The following is a 16,436-nucleotide window of genomic DNA, read 5'->3' as shown; positions in this document are numbered from 1 at the left end:
GATTTTAAAATGACGTAAAGGACACACCTTACGTACCAGCCAATGGTACGGGTGTGTCCTTTTTTGTATTCAGGAGGAATATTCATGAAAATTAAAAAGAAAATACTCTTTGCTTGCACATCAATACTGTTGACACTCCCTATTTCGGTAGATGCTAAGAATAATGATATTCCCTTCTTCGATGGGAAAGAGGATACTTATCTTTTATCTGGACAATTGCAAATGCAGGGGAAATACTTACGTCCAGGAAAGGGATATGAAGCTGAGCGCTTAAAGTATTTATCTGATTTGCATTATCCGGCTGTATATAATGGGGCTTTTAATTGGGATAATCCATGGGAAAATTTAGTTCAAAATGCCGATTCAAGTGAACCGTATGTACGAATTTCTAATGAAGGTTATATCAATCCATCGGTTACTGTTGGGGATAGGATGATAACTGAGAAAGAACGGATCGATTCGGCGGTTATCGCTAATAAATATTGGGGGGATTCAGAGTTTGTTTTAGAAAATTTAAAATCTCATCAAATTGTAAATACAAAAGGTTCAAGATATGGGTTATTCTATTGGATTCGTGATATTGCATATCTTTCTGGTGGATATGCGGGAGCTGGTGGAGTAAGTGAGGTTAATAATTATAGCTTATGGTATGTACGAACTAGTAAGCCTGAACTAAAAAATTTTAAAGCGTCTAGTGGGAAAAAAGATATACCCGTAAAATTTACATTTAACGGTTTTGAATATGTAAGTAAAAATAAAGGATACAATGACCGAGATCCTAACGGAACAACAATAAACCCTTATCAAAAAGCTGCTGGAGAACGGAACCGAGTTAAATGGATGTTAGATATTACAAAAGATGGCGAAACCGTGTATCATCAAGAAAATTATCTGCGTTCAACTCCGCAAAAAGATAATCAAAAACCAAATGAAGGTGATGCAGGGCAATTTAAGTCAGAAGAACTAAAGTGGCAGCCCAAAATGTGTGGCCGATATACTGCGAAAATTAAAGTCCTTGATGCTGTTCAAAGGGAATCAAATGAGAAAACGGTTGATTTCACCATAGATGGTAACTGTGGTACTGAAGTGACACCTAACCCAGATCCAGGCGATGAAGATGACTTTAAATATAAAATTGATTTTTCTAGTGACAGAATCGAAGGAGAAACAGCAAGGGAAGGAAAGAATATAAAAACAAGAATAGATGTATCACGTGATAATTTTAAACCGGAACGTGACCAATATAGAGCAAAGGTAAATAATAATATTAATAAGTCCCGGCAAGAAGTAAATAGTTCTGAATCCGATAGAGATAGTGCGCAGTCTAGTTTAAGTTATTGCCGTCGTAATCCAATTCATGAGGTAGATGCAGAAGGGAACCATCACTATTACGATAGAGACTGCTCTTGGGAAGAAAATAGACTGGATAGTGCAGCAAGTAGGTTAGATACAGCAAGGCAGAAGTTAGAAGAAGAGAAAAATAAAATTAAAAAGTTAGATGCGCTAGAAGCGAAATATGCAAATCCTGAAACAGTAGTCGTGCTGAAGCATAACGGACAACAAGTAGCGTCACAACAGGTAAAGTTAACTGAGGGAGAAAAGAAAACCTTGAATCTTGGCTGGCAACATAAGGGGAAAGGAACAATTCAGGCAGAAATTAACCCTGCTGGTAATCGTCTAGATATAGAAGAAACCACATACAAAAATAATCCTATTAAAACAGCTATCTATGCACCATCTCATGAAAAAGGGATGTGCGGAGTAACGAGTGTAAAAGGCGTGGTAGAAACAGTAAGTGAACGTGTGTCAAAAGAGGACACAGTGGGAGAAATGTTCTATGAAACATTAAGTGGAAGTATTGATAATTTAGCACCATCTAAGCTCCATGCTGGGTATGGTTTTTCTTATGAAGTAAGCGGAAAATACAAAAATGATTGGAATAACAATTATCCAGGTGTATTTATAAAAGCAACGGCACAGTATCCATTTGCAGATGAAGGACTAAAAACAACATATGATTTAGAGAGTGTTTCTAATAATGGCGTAACATCAAAATTCCTACCTAAAAATATGTATTTGTCTGAAGTAACAGGACATGTCTTTGATAGTAAAAGACCAACTAAGTCTTTATATTGGGATGGGAAGGAAAAAATTATTGATGGCCAAAGCAAATGGTATGCGCCATTAAAAACGAAAGATGGAAAATATTCGTTCAATGTTAAAACAAACCCAGCAGGTGTGAATGAAATGAGTTTGTGCCTGACAAATGAAGTGGAAATTAAAGGTGTTGCGTACGATGATTTCAAAAAGAGAAGGGTGCTTGCGAATCTTCCATTCCCTGTGCAAACACCAGGTTGGAATTGGGTTGGAAAGGAAAATATTATTACTGATTTGTCAAATTGGTACTATATGAAGAATAGAAATTAGTTAAATAGTATTGTATAATGACTTGAATCGACAAAAGTATATAATCCTTCTTAAACTAGTAGCTGAATGGATAAACCAAAGGCACACCCCTTAATGGGGTGTGCCTTTTTTCATAGAAAGGGGAAATTTGAGTGAATAAAAAGAAAAAGCAGCGTGTGAGACGAGTGATTTTTCTTGGAGTAATCGCAGTGATTGTATCGTTATATATTGAAAATGAATTTCAGGATCGAAATGGGTCAAGTTATGCTCCTGCGAAGTATTTTGAAACAGGAACAAAATTGATTTCTTTTTAATAATAATGTCTTTTTTATCAACTATCGCGGATAAATCTGCATAACATGTACAATGGTTGATGTTATAATAAGTGTAGAAGTATTATAACAATAGTTTTTTCATAAACTAAAGAAGACGAGATGCTCCAACATCTCCCCTTATATAACTGTTACCGCAAGGTGGCTAGTTGCTAAAAAAAGTTTATTTTTTCTTAGAACCGCCCTTCACACGCTTGCAGGCATTGTGGGTGGTTCTTTTCGTTTTTCGTCGCTTTTTTTGTGTTTACTTCCAAGACGTTGATAGGTATTTACCTACTCGTTCTGCAAAAAATACAGCAACTTCCCTAGCAATTACTTTTAAAATTTCAATTGCTATTATGGAAAGTATTTTCATGCGATCACCTCCTTTCTCCATAAAATGAAAGAGAAAGGATAGCAACCGACCACCCTGAAATAGGCAGTTAAGTTAGACTAATTTCACCATATTTATGAGCTGATTAATGGCTTAAAAACATTCATATGACAACGTTTTGAGGCTTTTTTTATTTTTAGAATTAGAGCTTTAGAATGGTGAAAAAAATAATTTTTTTAGAAATGATTGACATATAACTCTATATATCATAATATTGAAATTGTAATATTAAAGAAATCAAATCCAACATTTTCATATAGACTTTAGATTAGCTAAAAGGACACACCTAAGGCGCATTATGCCATAGGTGTGTCCTTTTTTGCGTTTAAAGGCTACATAAGGAGGAATACAAACATTGAAGCCATCTAAGTTTCAAAAGAAGCAGATTGTTGCGGTAGGTCTAGCCGCTGCAACAGTAGCGGGTATCTATGGATACAATCATTTCGCAGTAGAAAATGCTGTAAAACCAACAAAGATTGTTGTAGCCGCAAAGGATATACCTGCGCATACAGAAATTAAAGAAGATATGCTAGTGGAACGAACTTTACCTGGTGATGCGATTCCCCCAAATGCATTACGTGTAAATAAAAAAGAGGTTGTAGGTAAGTGGACAAATGATGGGCAGCCAATTATAGAAAATAGTTATCTCTTTAAAAATAAAGTAGTAAAGAAAGAGGAGTTACCGGACTCTGCTATTTTAAATTTGAAAGATGGAGAAGTTGCTTTCCCGTTACTCGTTGATTTGGAAACAAGTTCAGGGAATAGTATTATCCCAAATACGTATGTGGACTTGTATTTCAAACAAGTTGTGAAAGAAGGAGACAATGAGAAGGTTGTCTTTGGTGGTCTGTTCCAACGTGTACGCGTGACGGCTGCAAAAGATAGCAACACAGAAGATGCATTTGTGCTAGAAAAGAAAGAATCAAAAGAGGAACAAGAAGGAAAACAAAAGCCGAAAGTAACGCGATTATACACACTGGCTGTTTCACCTGAACAACTTCAATACTTAAATCGTGCAAAAACACTTGGAGATGTCATTCCTGTTGCAGTTGGGCAAAAGGTGGAACAAACAGGGAAAGAATTAGAACCAGCTGAAGGATTCTCACAAATATCTGATCAAAAGAACATTTTAGACTATGTAGAGAAGCATTCGACTAATCCAATTTCTAAAAATGTAAAAGAGTATGTAGCACAGTATCTGAACGAATCCAAGTAAGAAAGGGGTTATTAAGATGGAGCGGCAAGGAAGAATCATTGCCTTTTATGCAACAAACGAAAATGTAGGGAAAAGCACATTAAGTATTGCAATGGCAAATGAATTAGCTCATTTAGGGAAAAAGGTGCTTTATGTTGAAGCAGACCAAGTAAGACCAAGCTTTGCAGTTGGAACTGGTCTGAGCCACGATAGTAAAAACATCTTAGAGCTTGTGGGAAAAGAAAATGAATACAATCTCTCACAGTATATTTGTACCAAGCAAGATTTATTAGAGAAAAAAGTGAATCCAAGGTTGATGCAAAAATTGCATGATAAGATGGATTTTCTGGTGTTTCCATCAGGTTATAACTTAGCTCAATTCCCAGAGATTCAAAACAAAGAACTGTTTGTAACTACATTTATAGAATCACTTGTAGGTACAGAATACGATTTTATCATTCTATCAGTACCAACTGAATTATCTGAGGTTCTGAGTTATCCAATCCTATACCAATCAGACCTTGTTGTTCATGTGTTAAATGGCAACCCTCGTGGTGCAATAGCGATTAAAAGAGAATTACAACTACTAGAAGAAGCAAAGCTAACATTGCCTCGTATGATTCATGTTTTAAATATGGGAGATGAGGATTATGTAGAAGATATTGAAAAGCTTTCTTCACAAAAAATTGCGGTGACAATTCCGTATGACAGGGATCGTACAAGTTATGAATGGGGGATGCAGTTTGGTTCCCCGCAAATTAATACAAAGGTCCATCACATTATGGAAGCAGCTGGTCTTGATATTCCAACCCAGCATACATCCTCTATGAAAAAGGGTCTCTTTGGTTTACGAAATTAAAAGGGAGGGAGTAGTATGTGGGGCTATTTACAGGGAAAACAAGTCGCCTTAAAGCGAAATCGAGTTGATTTATATCATTTTGGTTATATGATTCGTTCCAAATCAGCTCGAAAGTTAGGAACAACTACAGCTCAACAAATTAAAGATATAACAGATGAAATTCGTGCATTTTTAGTTAAAGAACATCGTGATATCTTAAGTGAATCTTTTATGAATAAGGAAAAAAAAGCAGCTGTAGAGCAAATCATCAAAAGTTTTTTATTAAGTAATCAAGTCGTCATTTCAGAAGTGCCTTCTGAACAGTTACTGAACATGGTGTGTGACGATATTGTGGGATTTGGAATTATTCAACCTCTGATTGATGATAAAGATGTAACAGATATTTATATCAATGGCGTAAAAGAGATTATATACGAAAAAATTGGTGAGGGAGAATGCAAGTACAAGTATCGATATGAAGCTGAAGAAGATGTAAAAGCCTTAGCTTATAAGATGGTAAACAGTACGTCAGAATCACTTAATACAGCAAAGCCATCTGTCGACTGCGTGTTCCCTTACATTCGTATCAATATCGCCTTAGATGAGATTGCTGGACTTGGTACAACAATTACTATTCGTAAGAATGCAGATCATCTTCGTGCCTCAGAAGAACGTATGTTATCTACAAATCAAGCATCGAAAGAGATGTTGGACTTTTTGGCGGCAGCTGTGAAAGCCAAAATGAATATTTTAATTGCTGGAGCAACAGGAACAGGGAAAACGGAGTTTATGAAGTACCTTGCTTCTCATATACCAAAGAATGAACGTACTCTTGTAGTGGAAGATAATCCTGAACTCTATTTACATCGCATATTTCCAGAGTATCATTTTGTTCCGATGCAATGTAGGGCATCCGAAGTTGAAGAAAATGCAATTGATTTTGATAGATTGTTAACAAATGCTTTACGTCAAGGACTAAAGAGATTACTTGTAGGGGAATCAAGGGGGGGAGAAGCCCTGAAAATGATTAACTTCTTCCAAACGGGACACTCTGGTTCTACCTCTGTCCATGCAAGAAGTGCAAAAGAAGCAGTAAGACGTTTAATGCTTATGTGTCTACAAAGTGGTGCGAATATTGGTGCTCAGTATTTATATGAATTAATTTCACAGACATTTGATGTGATTGTCTTTTTCGAAAAGAAAGATGATGGGAATCGTTATATTACAGAGATGATTGAATTATTGGATTATCAAGGCGATATACAATTTAATCGACTTTCTCAGTTTATTCCGACATACGAGGAACATGATGAAATGAATGAAAGAGTAGGAAAGATTCATGGCCAGCATAAAATTACAGCAAGAATGTCAGCCGAAATGGAGAGGAAATTCCGTTCTTCTTCTGTAAACCCAGCTCTTTATGCACCATTCCTTTCACAACAGGAGGTGCAGTATGCATAGTTTGTTAGCTTATGGATGTATATTATTAATCTTTATTAGTGTAGTATTGCTTGTTTTACTTTTTGCGAAATCTAAAGGTTCTGCTCTTTCACAATTTGTACAAGAAAATGAGAAAGAAGAAAGCGCTTGGAATTAAGAAATATTAAAGGCATACGAATATATCTGCCACAATCTGTTATCCAAGAAGCCCAAAAGTACGAGTGGAAATTGACGAAAAGCATGTACTGGGTATATACGATTCTTTCCGGAATGAGTATAGCAGCAATATTCTACTTTTCCTTTGGAAGAGATCCTTTTACGCTGATTTCTGCTTTATGTGGATTTTTAGTTCCAAGATTTCTTCTCTATCGAAGAAAAAAACGTTACTACTTGGTTGTCATTGACCATCTCTCTATTTATATGAAGGCAGTAGCGAATGCGCTTCAAATTAGTAATAACGCTAAACGCGTGTTAGTACAAGTAAAGCCAATGATGCATGAGAGTATTCAAGAAGAAATAGAAAAAGTTTCTCTTTTATTAGAAGGTGGAACTACAATGCACCGTGCATTTAAAGGATTCAATGAAACTTTTAATTTTAGAGAATTGGTTTTCTTCCATGAAATGTTGGAAGTGTGTAGTCAAGAAGGCGGGGCGAATTCAGTACAAGTCTTATTAGATATTGCAGAAGATTTCGAAAAACAAAAGCTATATCTGGCAAGATTACGTTCTAGTTTGTCACAAGCACAACGTGCGTTTGTACAGAACTGCTTAATCGTGATTGCCATGCCGATTGTGATTATGTTGATGTCAAAAGAAGCATATGGATTTTTAGCAGGTTCTATGATGGGGAAAATTACATTAGCGGTAAATATGTTCATTGTATTTTTCTTAGCAATCCGTGTAGAAAAGATTGCAAATTATAATCCAACAGAAAGAGGGGAATAAAGTGGCTACGATTTTAGCTTTAGTGGTATTCGTTGTCATGTACTGGGTATTCTCTACCTTTCTACAAAGTAAAAAAGACAGCGGTAGCCTACTTACAAACTATGTAGAAAATGCAAAACGAATTGAAAAAAAGAATTTAAATCAAATGATGCTCGCTCCCTTCCAGTCGTTATCACATAAGTATCTGACAGAAGAAAAGAAAGAGCAGATCCAGAAGAAATTAGAAGAAGCTGGTTTGGATACGAAACCAGAAGAATATTTGAAAATGAAGGTTGCGTATCCCGTCATTTTTACCTCGGTTTTCTTGATATGTACGGTATTTCATGATTACTACTTATTTAAAGTGGGTGTTTTGATTTCACCACTGCTTTATTTCTATCCTGATTATCTATTAAAGAGAAGAATCAAGCAGGCGATAGAAACTAGGAAGTTTGAATTACCAGAGTATCTAATTCCACTGCTGCAGTTGTTAAAAACACATACAACATTAGAAGCAGTAAAAAAGGCGCAGATATATGCTGGAAGACATCTTCGACCGTATGTATCTACACTTACAGCGGAATTAGAAATGTATGCGGGTTCGGATCAACCATTTAGAAACTTTGCTGCTGCTTTAAATAGTCCAGAAGTAAATACCTTTACGATTGCATTGCAACAAGCGCAAAAAACGGACAAGGTACAGAGTCTTCGTATTATGGACGCACAAATTAAAATGCTGCGCGAGTTAAAACATGAAAACTATAACCGTCTCATTCAAAATAAGCCAATGGAAATGAATAAATTTAACGTCGCAGTTATTGGATGTATTGTGATTTATCCAATGGTGATTGTTATTCAATCTTTAATGCAAGGATTTGCAAGCTTATAGAAGACATTATCAAAAATGGAATAGGTAAAGGAGCAAGATATATGTTAACGAAAATGAAGAATTGGTTAAAAAATGAAGACTCACAATTATCATCAGAAAATGGTATGTTAATCGCCTTGGCAGTCATTATCGTATTAGTGATTGGCCCGTTTGTATGGAAAGCAATCCAAGGTGGTTATGATACGATCCTGGCACGATTCACAAAAGCATCAAGCAATGCAGATGTGAATTCTTGGAACAAGTAATAGAAGATTTAGATGAATGATGTTTATTACGTATAGCTCAAATAAATGGATAAGGGAGATTCAATCATGTTAGCAAAAATGAAAAATTGGTTAAAAAATGAGGATTCGCAATTATCATCAGAAAACGGTATGTTAATTGCCTTGGCGGTGATTATCGTATTAGTAATTGGCCCGTTTGTATGGAAAGCAATCCAAGGTGGTTATGATACGATTCTAGCTCGATTCACAAAAGCATCAAGCAATGCAGACGTAAATTCTTGGAATAAGTAATAAAAGATTTAAATAGATAAGTTCTAATTTTAGTAGATTCTTAAAATCGATATATAAAGGAGACGAATTGAAATGTTAGCAAAAATGAAAAGTTGGTTAAAAAACGAAGACTCACAATTATCATCAGAAAACGGTATGTTAATTGCTCTGGCGGTCATTATCGTATTAGTAATTGGCCCATTTGTATGGAAGGCAATCCAAGGTGGTTATGATACGATCCTGGCAAGATTTACAAAAGCATCAAGTAATGCAGATGTTGATTCTTGGAACAAAAAATAAATATAAAAATAAAAGAGGGGGCTACTCTAAAAGTGGTTCCCTTTTTTACACAGCATTTTTTATGAAATTAAGAGGGGAGTAAAGAAAATGGGTCTGTATATTGTGGGATTATTACTAAGTTATATGTTCATAAATGTATTTACTGATTTGAAATATAGAAAAACAAAGAATATGTGGCATCTACTATTCTTAATATTGGGGATAGGAATCACGTATTTTTCCGGAATAAGAACAGGGAAAGAGATTGCAATTGTACTAGTCATGGCCTTAGTGTGTGGTTTATTGCTAGAGACATTTAAATTTTCTTCACCTGGTGATACCAAAATGCTTGTGGTGGTAGGTTTATATGTTAGCAATGTAGTAGAAGAATCGGCTATGCTTACCGCCATTACATTAACAGCTTTCCATTTGCTATTCTTTTGGATTGCTAGTGTGTATCGATTAATTAAAATTTTAGGGTTTGTAGGAGCGATTAAAGACCAATTGGAGCATGCTGCTTCTATATTTGGGGCAAAACTACCAAAAAAAGAAATCAAGCTGATACAAAGCTTTCCAGGGGCTTGTTCTATTTTATTAGGAGCAATTGTGTATGTTGCGTTCACTATCTATCAAAACGGAGGTATGTTAGCTTGAATAGTAGAATCATTCATCAAAGAGAAACATATATTTATTTCACGATATTCGCACTAGTAGGGGTACTTATTGCAAATATGTTCATTAATATGGTGTTTATACTAGCCTATCCGTTACTTATCGGATTAATTGTACAGGTTGTTCTGCTTCAGAAGATAAAAAAACCTTTTTATCGGAGCGGAAAAGAATTAACGGAGCAATTAAAACTAAAAAATATATTTCTAGTAGAATCAAACATTTTAGGAGATGAAGAAGGAACTGTCTATGAGGTGCATCAAATGCCTTTTTCATTTTCTAATGGATTAATTAATAAAGATAAGAGTTATAAAGTCATAAAACAAGAGTATGATAGAAAAGTCAAAGAGGATTTAACGAAAATTGCAAAATGGCAAGTTACAACAAAAGCTAGACTTGTTACGACAACACATTTTCGTTTATATACAATTTGGCAGAAAAATAGCACAGGCTATCAATTGAAAAAAATAGACGATTGTATTGATCCATATGCCAAGATGAACCTCATTCAATGGATGATTGCTTCATTCTGTACGACTGGTCGTATTAAGTACGATAAAAAACCAAAAGAGTGGGCTAGCTATGAATGGATTGTTTTAAGGTAAATATGAAAGGAAAATGGATATCTTATAATTTATTTGTTATTAAGATGGAAACAGATCATCTTAACTTGAACTACTCACCACTTAATGTCCTTACGGATTGTTTGAAGTGGGAGATTCCTGCGAACACCGATGTATCCAATAGTTATCTTAGCAGGCCCTGTCCGTAGTCCCTACGGTGAAAACATAAGTATCTTGTACGTTGACTCACCACGCTTCCTACTTTAGCTTGGTTTTCGCAACTTCAGCAAATGTGGGGCGAAAGAACGTTGAGGACTTTACGGTTGCAACGTTTTTCTGCAACCAACCTCATATCTTCAGTTTGCAAAGAGCAATCTGTACAAGTATATGGTAGCAAACATGTTGGCTTATGCCAACCGGCATTCAGTTCTCACCTAAAATTGGTGTTTCACACCTTCACACTTTTGAGGAAGGAGTCTTCTGTCGGAAAACGATAAATATACATCACATATTTATGCCAAACATAACAAGAGAGCCGATTGGCTCTCTTTGTTATTAATTAACCTTTGTAACCACAAATGAAGCAGTAAAATAGGTAACTTGACTACCAGCATTAATACGTATTCGAAGAACATCACCTTGATTTAATAATAATTGGTCAGTCCTAGATAATTGATCAAGTACTCCAGTCCCTGTATTTCCTATTGCATACTGTATTTGTGTACTGAATTGAGCGATTCCGTTTATAGTGAGCAGAAAACCAACAAAACCGCCGCCGCCGCTCATAGTTCCTGCACTTATTCCTGTTGAAAAGGATATATTATACACCCCTGAACTATTAATGGTAATTGAATTGTCAGTTATATCTGGTATAACACCACTAAAAGGCCCTATAATGTCAAAATCAACATTTGTGTTCATTATAGCTGCATGGCCTGCCGACGGATCGGTGATTAATGACCCGAAGACTGGCGTAAATCCTGCTCCGGTTTCCCCTGTAGCCCCAGTGGGACCCGTCGGCCCAGTAATTCCTGTAGCCCCAGTGGGACCCGTCGGCCCAGTAATTCCTGTAGCCCCAGTGGGACCCGTTGCTCCAGTCGGTCCGGTTACTCCTGTAGTCCCAGTGGGACCCGTCGGCCCTGTTGGTAATGTAAATGGTGGAATAGATGGTAATGTGGGACCGATTAAACTTGGATCTAATGCAGCTCCATAAAGGGTCTCATGTAAGTCAAATTCCGTTCCTTTTGACATACGTCACCTCCCAAAAATACTTATCACATATTAAATAAATGCGCTTCAGGAGCATTTATGACATCAATAAAGGGCATCGCCAATATTTCGGAAAAAACCACACTAAAGGCATACATGATTTTATCATTTTAGCCAAGAAGACTCCTTCCTCAAGGAGCGTGAAGGGTCACAGTCCAGTGAATAGGTGGGAGGTGAATTGGCTTCGAACAAGGGATGGCAGGAAGCCATCTTAATTGTTCGACATATAGAAAGTATTACTCCACTACCTATCGAATATATGTTTGGTGTATAATAGTCATATACCGAAATGGAGGTGAATCAAATAATGATTAATAAAGCCTATAAGTTTCGTATCTATCCAAATCAAGCACAAGTAATTCTAATCAACAAAACAATTGGGTGTTCTCGATTTGTATTCAATCATTTCCTATCCTTATGGGTTCACGCATACAAAGGGACAGGAAAAGGCTTGACCTATGGTATATGTTCTGCCAAACTACCTGCCATGAAGAAAGAGCCTGTTTGGCTAAGAGAAGTGGATAGTATTGCGATTCAGTCGTCTGTTCGCAACCTTGCAGATGCTTATACGCGCTTTTTCAAAAAACAGAACAGCGCACCGCGCTTTAAATCTAAGAAGAACAACGTACAATCTTATACCACAAAACAAACAAATGAAAACATTGCCGTTGTAGGGGACAAAATAAAGTTGCCGAAACTAGGCCTCGTTCGATTTGCCAAAAGTCGCGAAGTAGAGGGGCGTATTGTAAATGCTACAGTTAGACGGAACCCTTCTGACAGATACTTTGTTTCATTGTTAGTCGAAACAGAAGTACAAGAGCTTCCGAAAACAAGTTCTTACATTGGAATGGATGTAGGACTAAAAGATTTCGCCATTTTGTCAGATGGAACCATCTATAAAAATCCGAAGTTTTTCCGATCATTAGAAGATAAGTTGACGAAAGCACAGCGTGTTCTTTCTAGAAGAATGAAAGGATCTTCCTGCTGGAATAAACAACGAGTAAAGGTAGCTAGAATTCATGAATACATATCAAATGCTAGAAAAGATTACTTGGACAAAATTTCAACTGAAATCATCAAAAACCACGATGTTATCGGTATAGAGGATTTGCAAGTATCGAATATGTTAAAGAATCATAAGTTAGCAAAAGCAATTAGTGAGGTATCATGGTCACAACTTAGAACCAAGTTGGAATATAAAGCAAAATGGTATGGCAAACAAGTCATTGTCGTATCGAAAACATTTCCTTCCAGCCAATTATGTTCTTGTTGTGGATATCAAAATAAAGACGTTAAAAATCTAAACCTACGTGAATGGGACTGTCCTTCTTGTCGTACGCACCATGATAGGGATATTAACGCAAGTATCAATATAAAGAATGAAGCAATAAGGCTTCTAACCGCAAGGACTGCGGGGTTAGCCTAATCAATTAGAGTTCGATAGAACCCTTTACTTAGGAATCCCTCACTTCTAAACGAAGTGAAAGTGGGGGTAGTTCAATAGATACTGTAAGCCAAATTGTCCCTGTTCTAGTTGGAGATGATAAAAAAACAGCAAGCGTCACTTCATGGTTGATGGAAAAAGGATTGTTTACCGCAGCTTTCATTTCTCCAGGTGTTCCTGTAAATAAGGGCCGATTACGTATTGGTGTTACAAGTAGCCACTCGATTGAAGAATGTCAAAAAGTAGTTGGTTTATTAATAGAGGCTAAAGAAATCTTTGAATTTTAATTCCTATATTTGCTAACTATCGTTGTAAAAGATGATATACTTATACATACAGATAGTTATGATACCATCAGTAATATTAGCTCATTTACCTCAAACTGATGGTATCATTATAAATATATTAATTAAAAAGGATGCGAATCATGGAGAATTACGAATGCAAAAACAGAGAAAACATTCTCGAACAATTTAATTTGGCGACTCCCATTTTCCAAGCATTGGGCGATGTAAATCGGCAGCAAATTATTATGATTTTACTTAAAACAGATGGATTAAATGTAACTCAAATAACAGAGCAAATGTCAATTTCTAGACCTGCAGTATCTCATCATTTAAAAATACTAAAACAGGCAGAATTGGTTAGACCAAAGAAACATGGAAAAGAAGTATATTACTCTTTGACAACCAGCAATTTTGTAATTTATATGAAAGAATTAGTATCTGCGATTGAAGCAGGATATTAATTTTTTTAATTAACATGTTTATAAGTTTGAACGCATGAACATGTTATGTGCACTTTTAAGAAATAGGAGGTACAAAGATGCAAAACCAAAATCATTCAAACAAAATTTATTTCTTACTTTTATTAGTTCCTTTGTTTTGGGGTGGTTCATTCTCAACAGCTGAACATGTCGTAACAGAAATTCCACCTCTAGTTGCGGCTACACTTCGTTTCGGTATCGCAGGTGTCATCCTTATGGTGTATTTAACAATTAAAGCAGAATGGGATATGGGATCTATTAAGAAAAGATGGAAAGGATTATTATTAGTCGCGTTAACTGGTATTTTCGGGTATAATGCTCTTTTCTTTTTAGGTGTACACTATACATCTGCAATCAATGGTTCATTAATCATTGCAACAATGCCAATCTTCGTTACACTAGGTTCTATTCTCTTTTTAAATGAAAAATGGAACAGTAAGGTCGGAATCAGTTTATCGCTATCTTTAATCGGTGTGATTATTGTTATTACAAAAGGGTCACTTGATATGTTACTCTCTTTAGCATTTAATGTGGGAGATTTACTATTTTTAGCTGCTTTAGCATGTGGCGTTATTTATGGTTTAGTAGGTAAAGCTGTTATGAAAGATGTTTCGCCTTTATTTGCAACTACGATTATGACTGTTATGGGTTCTGTTTTTCTAGCAATCTCTTCCTTATATGAAGGTGGCTGGGACAAAGTACCAAGTATGTCTGCACAAAGCTGGTTAGAAATGTTTTATATGGTTGTATGCGGTACGCTTGTTGGATATATTATTTTTAACAAAGGTGTAGAGCAAATCGGTGCAAGTAAAGCGAGTATGTATCTAAATCTTACACCAATCGTGACGACTTTAATTTCTGTAGTGCTCTATGGATCAGTCATGAGTTGGAAAGAAGTAATTGGTATGATATTTGTACTAATTGGGGTATACATTGCTAATTCAAAACCAGCAAGTTCAAGTAAGAAAGTTGCCCTTAATGATTAAAGGGATTGGTATAGATATTACAGAGATTGAAAGATGGAAAAATAAAAAGATACTGCAAAAATTATTCACGGAACAAGAAGTAATGTGGGCAAAAGAGAGTTACATCAACTATTCAATCATGTGGTGCATCAAGGAAGCATCAGTAAAAGCACTCGGTACCGGTTTTCAAAAGAACACCATGTGGAAGGATATAGAGATAGTAAACATTGATGGAAAATACGAAATACATTTCAGCACTGCAGCAAAACAAAAATGCCATATAAAAGCAAAAGATCAATTCCATATTGATGTGACAAGAAACGATACGAGTGTGATAGCACATGTAATTTGGACTAATACTCATTTGGTATAAAGTTAATATTGGATTAGCACCACATCGCTATCAAGCTAAGATTTTAAAGTCTCCCCTAAACGGAAATCTTCTTTCTCTACAGGTAGTTACTTTGAGAAGATAGCTCATCTTTTTCGTTTTGGGGGCGCTTATTTTTTTGTTGAAGGTGATTTGGCGGGCTCCTATAAAAAAAGACACCCTAAGGTGCCTTCCTCTAACTTGAACCACGTTCATTTAGTATAAACCCATCCGTATTATCCCTTTGTTATACGTGTAAACACATCCTATAAAACAGAATCGTCAATATACACCAGATTGTTAGTTCACAAAGTACAAGAGATTTGAGATCAGTATTAGAGTGACGCCACACCTTTTATAATTATCGATATGTTACGCCTTTCAAAAGAATCTGCTTTATAGAATGTATCCACAATTTATATGTTACTATATGTAATATTTATTTGGTGTAATTTTTATGAATATGTATAATTGCATAAAGTTTATGAAAAAATGAGAGTATAATTTGGTATTGTGTAATAAAGATAAGGCCCACCTACGGAAATAGGTGGGTTTTTTGTTGGGTATTTTTATCTCATTGCACAAAAGGGAATTTCTATTAAAACCATAGCATATCTTTATAGCTCTTAAATTGAGAAAAAAGAAAAGACACCCAAATAAGAGTGTCTTTTCCCATAGTTTTTAGCAGAAGCAAGAAGCTCCAACAATAATTAATAAAATAAATAATACAACTAATAAAGCAAATCCTCCTGCAAAGCCACAGCCACCACCGCAGCTACCACCAAAGCCCATAATAATTCCTCCTTTAAAGAGTAGGAGAAAAATAAGGAGTCACTCATGTATTTTAATGGATTCAAATTACTTTATGTTTTTATGGATTAAATGAGCAGGTCCTTTTGAAAATAAGGGAAAGATAATCTAAGGCGCTTCACCTGAAGATGGGTACCGCCAGCATTTTGGAAAAAAATACGCTAAGAGTATACAAAGTTTTATGCAAAAAATAGGGGAACATCGGGAACTATAGGGAAGCCAAAAGGCGCTCTAGAATAGGAATGTATAAAAAGATGCATAGAGTCATAGAAAAAGAAAAAGGCGAATCCCTTCTGAGATTAAGGGAGCACTTTTTTCTTCGCTAACGATAATAGGACGTTATGTTAACCAACCATGTATAGAATATACAACCAAAATCAAACAACATATCAGTTCTTTTAAATGGTAAA

At 35.8% G+C, this 16,436-nt stretch carries 18 protein-coding genes and 2 pseudogenes; 17 read left to right on the top strand and 3 right to left on the bottom strand.

The features are described 5' to 3' along the window. Positions 1 to 84 precede the first annotated feature (84 nt). On the top strand, positions 85 to 2,427 hold the full coding sequence (locus DN404_RS01280) for a hypothetical protein (RefSeq protein ID WP_149214645.1): 2,343 nt from the start codon (positions 85 to 87) through the stop codon (positions 2,425 to 2,427). 131 nt (positions 2,428 to 2,558) lie between these two features. Further along, positions 2,559 to 2,720, top strand: a complete 162-nt coding sequence (locus tag DN404_RS30405; protein WP_179951848.1) for a hypothetical protein — start codon at positions 2,559 to 2,561, stop codon at positions 2,718 to 2,720. Between the two features lie 181 nt (positions 2,721 to 2,901). On the opposite strand, the pseudogene DN404_RS31225 reads toward DN404_RS30405, so the two are convergent. Beyond that, positions 2,902 to 3,093 (bottom strand): annotated as a pseudogene (locus DN404_RS31225) (hypothetical protein). Between the two features lie 373 nt (positions 3,094 to 3,466). Between DN404_RS31225 and cpaB the strand changes: the two are divergent. The 10 genes and pseudogenes from cpaB (at position 3,467) to DN404_RS01230 (ending at position 10,444) form a co-directional block, all read left to right on the top strand. Next, positions 3,467 to 4,327 (top strand): Flp pilus assembly protein CpaB, encoded by an 861-nt coding sequence (gene cpaB, locus DN404_RS01275; RefSeq protein WP_149214644.1) that lies wholly within the window; start codon positions 3,467 to 3,469, stop codon positions 4,325 to 4,327. A 16-nt stretch (positions 4,328 to 4,343) separates the two neighbouring features. After that, the gene (locus DN404_RS01270) at positions 4,344 to 5,165 is read left to right on the top strand and encodes a CpaE/TadZ family protein (RefSeq protein WP_149214643.1); all 822 of its coding nucleotides are present in this window, start codon (positions 4,344 to 4,346) and stop codon (positions 5,163 to 5,165) included. A 15-nt stretch (positions 5,166 to 5,180) separates the two neighbouring features. Further along, a complete protein-coding gene (locus DN404_RS01265) occupies positions 5,181 to 6,605 on the top strand; it encodes a TadA family conjugal transfer-associated ATPase (protein ID WP_149214642.1) in 1,425 nt (474 codons plus the stop codon). Further along, positions 6,598 to 7,529 (top strand): annotated as a pseudogene (locus DN404_RS01260) (hypothetical protein). The gene DN404_RS01265 and the pseudogene DN404_RS01260 overlap by 8 nt, the downstream one beginning before the upstream one ends. A 1-nt stretch (position 7,530) precedes the next feature. Beyond that, a complete protein-coding gene (locus tag DN404_RS01255; protein WP_149214641.1) occupies positions 7,531 to 8,397 on the top strand; it encodes a hypothetical protein in 867 nt (288 codons plus the stop codon). Between the two features lie 41 nt (positions 8,398 to 8,438). Further along, positions 8,439 to 8,642 (top strand): hypothetical protein, encoded by a 204-nt coding sequence (locus DN404_RS01250; protein WP_000956353.1) that lies wholly within the window; start codon positions 8,439 to 8,441, stop codon positions 8,640 to 8,642. Positions 8,643 to 8,687: 45 nt separating this feature from the next. Further along, complete coding sequence (locus tag DN404_RS01245) at positions 8,688 to 8,912, top strand: hypothetical protein (RefSeq protein ID WP_002063280.1); 225 nt, start codon at positions 8,688 to 8,690, stop codon at positions 8,910 to 8,912. Between the two features lie 72 nt (positions 8,913 to 8,984). Next, positions 8,985 to 9,191, top strand: a complete 207-nt coding sequence (locus DN404_RS01240) for a hypothetical protein (protein ID WP_000879960.1) — start codon at positions 8,985 to 8,987, stop codon at positions 9,189 to 9,191. Positions 9,192 to 9,278: 87 nt separating this feature from the next. Further along, positions 9,279 to 9,824, top strand: coding sequence for a hypothetical protein (locus tag DN404_RS01235; RefSeq protein WP_149214640.1), 546 nt, complete (start codon positions 9,279 to 9,281; stop codon positions 9,822 to 9,824). Beyond that, positions 9,821 to 10,444: a hypothetical protein gene (locus DN404_RS01230; protein WP_149214639.1), complete on the top strand. Its 624-nt coding sequence runs from the start codon at positions 9,821 to 9,823 to the stop codon at positions 10,442 to 10,444. Before DN404_RS01235 ends, DN404_RS01230 begins: the two co-directional genes overlap by 4 nt. 513 nt (positions 10,445 to 10,957) lie before the next feature. Here DN404_RS01230 and DN404_RS01220 read toward each other — a convergent pair. After that, the gene (locus DN404_RS01220) at positions 10,958 to 11,653 is read right to left on the bottom strand and encodes an exosporium leader peptide-containing protein (protein ID WP_149214638.1); all 696 of its coding nucleotides are present in this window, start codon (positions 11,651 to 11,653) and stop codon (positions 10,958 to 10,960) included. A 325-nt stretch (positions 11,654 to 11,978) separates the two neighbouring features. Here DN404_RS01220 and tnpB point away from each other — a divergent pair, with 325 nt between their 5' ends. The 5 genes from tnpB (at position 11,979) to DN404_RS01190 (ending at position 15,219) form a co-directional block, all read left to right on the top strand. After that, positions 11,979 to 13,097, top strand: coding sequence for an IS200/IS605 family element RNA-guided endonuclease TnpB (tnpB, locus tag DN404_RS01210; protein WP_149214637.1), 1,119 nt, complete (start codon positions 11,979 to 11,981; stop codon positions 13,095 to 13,097). A 149-nt stretch (positions 13,098 to 13,246) separates the two neighbouring features. Next, positions 13,247 to 13,402, top strand: a complete 156-nt coding sequence (locus DN404_RS30850; RefSeq protein WP_255444859.1) for a hypothetical protein — start codon at positions 13,247 to 13,249, stop codon at positions 13,400 to 13,402. A gap of 140 nt (positions 13,403 to 13,542) precedes the next feature. Then, the gene (locus DN404_RS01200; protein ID WP_044306992.1) at positions 13,543 to 13,863 is read left to right on the top strand and encodes an ArsR/SmtB family transcription factor; all 321 of its coding nucleotides are present in this window, start codon (positions 13,543 to 13,545) and stop codon (positions 13,861 to 13,863) included. Between the two features lie 77 nt (positions 13,864 to 13,940). Then, the gene (locus DN404_RS01195; protein WP_071741321.1) at positions 13,941 to 14,867 is read left to right on the top strand and encodes a DMT family transporter; all 927 of its coding nucleotides are present in this window, start codon (positions 13,941 to 13,943) and stop codon (positions 14,865 to 14,867) included. Next, positions 14,860 to 15,219 (top strand): holo-ACP synthase, encoded by a 360-nt coding sequence (locus tag DN404_RS01190; protein WP_044306990.1) that lies wholly within the window; start codon positions 14,860 to 14,862, stop codon positions 15,217 to 15,219. The genes DN404_RS01195 and DN404_RS01190 overlap by 8 nt, the downstream gene beginning before the upstream one ends. A gap of 678 nt (positions 15,220 to 15,897) precedes the next feature. Here DN404_RS01190 and DN404_RS01185 read toward each other — a convergent pair. After that, positions 15,898 to 16,008: a YjcZ family sporulation protein gene (locus tag DN404_RS01185; protein WP_000505681.1), complete on the bottom strand. Its 111-nt coding sequence runs from the start codon at positions 16,006 to 16,008 to the stop codon at positions 15,898 to 15,900. Positions 16,009 to 16,436: the final 428 nt, after the last annotated feature.

It is taken from the genome of Bacillus sp. TE8-1, assembly GCF_008368855.1.
In the GTDB taxonomy this organism is placed as follows: Bacteria; Bacillota; Bacilli; order Bacillales; family Bacillaceae_G; genus Bacillus_A; species Bacillus_A cereus.
The sequence above is the reverse complement of the archived record's forward strand: the minus strand, read 5'-3'. Positions and strand labels throughout refer to the sequence as shown.